This is a genomic window from Streptomyces sp. NPDC055506 (assembly GCF_053643595.1).
In genome coordinates, this window is the sequence record NZ_JBSHKH010000254.1 from 1 (window position 1) to 3452 (window position 3452).

The following is a 3452-nucleotide window of genomic DNA, read 5'->3' on the forward strand; positions in this document are numbered from 1 at the left end:
CGGCGCGCACCTGGATCTCGGCGACTTCGACCGGGCCGCCGACTGGTTCGGCCGGGCCCTGGCCGAGCGGCTCGCCCGGGGCGAGCGGGCCGACGCCGCCCGGCTGTACGGGCGGATCGCCGCCGCCCACACCTTCGCGGGCCGCTACGGCGAGGCCCTGCGGAACTGGCGCGCTGCGATCTCCGGGCACCGCAAGCTCGGCGACGTGGCCGCCCAGGCGCGGGCCCTGAGCGAACTGGCGCGGGTCCAGGAGTACGCGGGCCGGCCCGACGAGTCGCTGCGCACCTGCCGGGAGGCCGCGGAATGGGCGCGGCGGGCCGAGGACACGCGGTTGCAGGCCGCGCTCCATCTGCGCCTCGCCGACACCCTCGACCACCTCGGCGACCCCGCGTCGGCCGGGCTGCACCGGGGCGCCGCCGAGCGGCTCCTCGGAGACATAAACCAGGAAGACGACCCTGACGCCTGCGAAATCCGTACCGCATCAGCTGAAGATTGATGCAATGAAAGGCTAGACAGCGGGAACACCTTCATTAGACTGGCCGTGCCGCACGTTCTCCTGCGGTCTCTCCCGGTGTGCCCGTGCGCGGCCGGGTATGTGTAGTAATGCCCCCATACCCTCTGAGCCAAGGACCGTGATCGACGTGAAGGTCGGCATCCCCCGCGAGGTCAAGAACAACGAGTTCCGGGTGGCCATCACCCCCGCAGGCGTGCACGAGCTGGTGCGTTATGGCCACCAGGTCGTCATCGAGCGCGGCGCCGGCGTCGGCTCCTCGATCGTGGACGAGGAGTACGTCCTCGCCGGTGCCCAGATCCTGGACACCGCCGACGAGGTGTGGGCCGCCGCCGACCTGCTGCTGAAGGTCAAGGAGCCCATCGCCGAGGAGTACCACCGCCTCCGCAAGGACCAGACGCTCTTCACCTACCTGCACCTCGCCGCCTCCAAGGAGTGCACGGACGCCCTCCTGGAGTCCGGCACCACGGCGATCGCGTACGAGACGGTCGAGCTGCCCAGCCGCGCGCTCCCGCTGCTCGCCCCGATGTCCGAGGTCGCGGGTCGGCTGGCCCCGCAGGTCGGCGCCTACCACCTGATGCGCGCCAACGGCGGCCGGGGCGTGCTGCCCGGCGGCGTCCCCGGCGTCCTGGCCGGCCGGGCCGTCGTCATCGGCGGCGGTGTCTCCGGCTGGCAGGCGGCGCAGATCGCCATCGGCCTGGGCTTCCACGTGACCCTGCTCGACAAGGACGTCAACAAGCTCCGTGAGGCGGACAAGATCTTCGGCACGAAGATCCAGACCGTCGTCTCGAACACCTTCGAGCTGGAGAAGGCCTGCCTGGAGGCCGACCTCGTCATCGGCGCGGTGCTGATCCCCGGCGCCAAGGCCCCGAAGCTGGTCACCAACGAGCTCGTCTCGCGGATGAAGCCCGGAAGTGTCCTTGTCGACATCGCGATCGACCAGGGCGGCTGCTTCGAGGACTCCCGTCCGACCACCCACGCCGAGCCGACCTTCCCGGTCCACGAGTCGGTCTTCTACTGCGTCGCCAACATGCCCGGCGCGGTGCCCAACACCTCCACCTACGCGCTGACCAACGCCACGCTGCCGTACATCGTGGAGCTCGCGAACCACGGCTGGGCGCAGGCGCTGCGCCGTGACCCGGCACTGGCCCGGGGCCTCAACACGCATGACGGCAAGGTCGTTTACCGCGAGGTCGCCGAGGCCCACGGCGTGGAGCACGTGGAGCTGGCCTCGCTGCTCGTCTGAGTCCGGCGGCCGGTATATCGGCTAAGTCATCAACCGGTAAAGGCGATACGTCAACACAGGCCGTCAACGCCGCGCACCCGGCCGGACCTTGCCCGACAAGGTCCGGCCGGATGTGTGTATGGTCACTTCGCGCTTCTCGAGCAACTCGCCTCGAACGTAACCCTTCAACCGATTCGCACACCGGTGAAACCTGCCGTGCGACGGCCGTACGCCCTTGACAGCGGGATGTTTCATTGCCGACACATCGGGCCGGGTCCGGCGGATTGTGTTGCTGCGGACGCCCGACACGCCATAGAGTCGCCAGTCGTCGGCATGGTGCCACGCTGACCTGTCTAGAAGTTTCCTGGTCACCAAGGAGGTAAGACGACTTGTGAATGAGTCGACATTTACTCCCGGGGGTGGCCAACCAGGAATGCCTGCACGGGACCAGGAGCCCGCGGGATTCGCGGCTGTCGGCTCCGTCGCTGTGCGCACCTTCGCAGCCCACCAGAGTCAGCAGGCGACTCACACAGCACACCAGAAGATGGATGGCCATCACGTGAACGCCATGGCCGGCGGCGGAAGTGGCGCGCCCCACAACCAACTCGCCGACTACGACGACCTGCCCGAGGGGCACTTCTACGACCCCGACGCGGAGTACGAGCCCGACCCCGAGTACGCGGCCACTCTCGCGCCCGACGCGGCCAGACAGCGCCGGGAGCGCATCGGCCCGACCGGCCGCCCGCTGCCGTACTTCCCGATCCCGGGCCCGCTGGGCGACCACGGCCCCGCGAAGATCATCGCGATGTGCAACCAGAAGGGCGGCGTCGGCAAGACGACGTCGACCATCAACCTGGGTGCCGCGCTCGCGGAGTACGGACGCCGGGTCCTGCTCGTGGACTTCGACCCGCAGGGCGCGCTGTCGGTCGGTCTCGGCGTCAACCCGATGGAACTCGACCTCACCGTCTACAACCTGCTCATGGAGCGGGGCATGGCGGCCGACGAGGTGCTGCTGAAGACGGCGGTCCCCAACATGGACCTGCTGCCCAGCAACATCGACCTGTCGGCGGCCGAGGTCCAGCTGGTCTCCGAGGTCGCCCGCGAGTCGACACTGCAGCGCGCCCTGAAGCCGCTGCTGCCCGACTACGACTTCATCGTCATCGACTGCCAGCCCTCGCTCGGCCTGCTCACGGTCAACGCCCTGACGGCCGCGCACAAGGTGATAGTCCCGTTGGAGTGCGAGTTCTTCGCGCTGCGCGGTGTGGCGCTGCTGACGGAGACCATCGAGAAGGTCCAGGAACGGCTCAACCCGGAGCTGGAGCTCGACGGGATCCTCGCCACGATGTACGACTCGCGCACGGTGCACAGCCGTGAGGTCCTCGCGCGTGTCGTCGAGGCGTTCGACGACCACGTCTACCACACGGTCATCGGACGCACGGTCCGCTTCCCGGAGACCACGGTCGCCGGTGAGCCGATCACCACGTACGCCTCCAACTCCGTCGGTGCCGCCGCCTATCGCCAGCTCGCCAGGGAGGTGCTCGCCCGGTGTCACGCCGAGTGAGTCTGCCGGGGGCCGACGAACTCTTCCGTACGACAGGGGGAATGGGGCTGCAGTCGTCCACGCCCAGGCGCCAGGTCAACGGCGACGCCCGGGTGCCCGCTCCGGCGGGTGAGGGCGACGCGGCGGCGGCCGCGGAGGACGCGCCGCAGTCGGTG

At 69.3% G+C, this 3452-nt stretch carries 3 protein-coding genes; all 3 read left to right on the forward strand.

Annotation, left to right across the window (positions count from 1 at the left end; genetic code table 11):
• The coding region (locus ACWIF2_RS40245) for a tetratricopeptide repeat protein (RefSeq protein WP_454366618.1) at positions 1–496 on the forward strand (496 nt) is incomplete at its 5' end.
• A 136-nt stretch (positions 497–632) separates the two neighbouring features.
• The gene (ald, locus tag ACWIF2_RS40250; protein WP_382498076.1) at positions 633–1757 is read left to right on the forward strand and encodes an alanine dehydrogenase; all 1125 of its coding nucleotides are present in this window, start codon (positions 633–635) and stop codon (positions 1755–1757) included.
• Positions 1758–2169: 412 nt separating this feature from the next.
• Positions 2170–3297, forward strand: a complete 1128-nt coding sequence (locus ACWIF2_RS40255; RefSeq protein WP_399021256.1) for a ParA family protein — start codon at positions 2170–2172, stop codon at positions 3295–3297.
• Positions 3298–3452 lie beyond the last annotated feature (155 nt).

Excerpts from the sequence above, each read along its gene's own strand:
- ACWIF2_RS40255 (WP_399021256.1), top strand. The coding sequence starts at position 2,170 with ATGCCTGCACGGGACCAGGAGCCCGCGGGATTCGCGGCTGTCGGCTCC.